The sequence below is a fragment of the Brevibacillus laterosporus genome, from assembly GCF_030489605.1.
Taxonomy (GTDB): Bacteria; Bacillota; Bacilli; order Brevibacillales; family Brevibacillaceae; genus Brevibacillus_B; species Brevibacillus_B laterosporus_E.
Genome location: NZ_JAUKFY010000055.1, coordinates 1 through 1,537, shown reverse-complemented (window position 1 = coordinate 1,537; position 1,537 = coordinate 1). Strand labels below are relative to the sequence as shown.

General features: G+C 33.4%; 1 pseudogene. It reads right to left on the bottom strand.

The features are described 5' to 3' along the window. Positions 1–77 precede the first annotated feature (77 nt). A pseudogene (locus tag QZ995_RS23595) lies at positions 78–1,508 on the bottom strand (IS4 family transposase). Positions 1,509–1,537 lie beyond the last annotated feature (29 nt).

Genomic DNA, 1,537 nt, shown 5'->3' with positions numbered 1-1,537 from the left:
TGTTTTCTAAAGAGTTGATATCAGCTATCTAAAAAATCTGCATACCAAATAAACCCTAACGGGTTTCATTTTTTTAATTAAGCTACATGATTGTGAGTAACGAAACAATTGTACATGACACCCAATATATCAAAGACTGTTTTCTTCTCATATCGATGAGATTTTTTTCCGTTTATCTGTAAAAAATTAAACAAACGAAGCAAGATTTTTGATAGTTCTTGAGTATCTTTTTGTAGAGCTTGATAAAGAAGTGGAAAGTAATTTTTAATAATATAAACCGCTTTATATTCACTCAGCTCTCGTCTCTTCTTGGTGAGGAGTAATTGACGTATTTTAAACATGGTGGCGGAACAAAGAAGGATACTAATTAATTGTCCATATAAATGACATTCTAGCCGTTCTAATTTTACAGAATTACAATGATGAATAAGAAAAAATGATTTCCATGTTTTAAATATCAATTCAATTTGCCATCGTAAGGAGTAAAAATTGTATACTTGTTCCCTTGGTAGGTATTCCGAAGGGATATTCGTAATGTAAAAGTTGATTGCACTAAGTCGCTTACTGCGTTCTTTATAGGTGATTTGCTTCTTATGTTCTTTAGATGCTAGATCCTTTTGTCTATGTTTCATTTGCGTTTCAGTTAATTTATACAGAATTAGTCTTGCACGAAGTTTTTGATACATTCCAATATAAATCTCAGGAATCTCATATGTTTCACCAGACTGTAATTGGTCAATGAATTGCTCCATATCTAGTTGGATGTACTCAGAGTGCTTTTTTATTGTTCCATTTTGAAAGTATTCAGGCTCCCTATTCTTCTGATATATACGAGTATTGAGCTTTAATCGTGAAATAAAATAAGCACCACACTCGTCTATCGTATGTAGATCTTTTAAATCGAAGTATCCTAAATCACGTATACATACATCTTGCGGTTAAAGAGATGTTAGGCAAGTAGAACCATAGGTTTTATCATTGTGCTTTCCAGCTCCTACATGAACATGTAGAAACTGACCACTTAGTAAATCATACTCTAGTTGAATTTTTACACCAGCATTTTGGCCACTACCCCCTGAACCTTGGTATGTAGGAGAGAATTTATCTGGAACTTGAAAATGTGTAGAATCCAATACACGAATACGCTGAAAATAGTTTGTATACAAAGTTGGAATCTTACTAGAAGAACAAAATTGCTGCTGAAGTAAATGTGCTAAGAGTTGTTGTAAAAACTGTACAGCCTGAGAATTAAAACGTTGATTGAGTCCTTCTGGACTCATAGAAATACCTGTGTTAGTTTCTAATCGACTACATAGTTGTGTCAATGAAGTGTTCGCTATGTTTTGGCTTAACCAGACACACAGAGCAACTAAATCTTGTGCACGATATTTGCTTTTTCGTTGGACAAATCCTATTTCTCTAGCTAACTGTTCTAAAGCATGTGGTGACATATGCCGCTGTAATTCTTTAGAAAACAATTCTAGTTCATCAGAAATCGATAAATGCATATCAAAAACGCCATCCTTTCTGTATATTT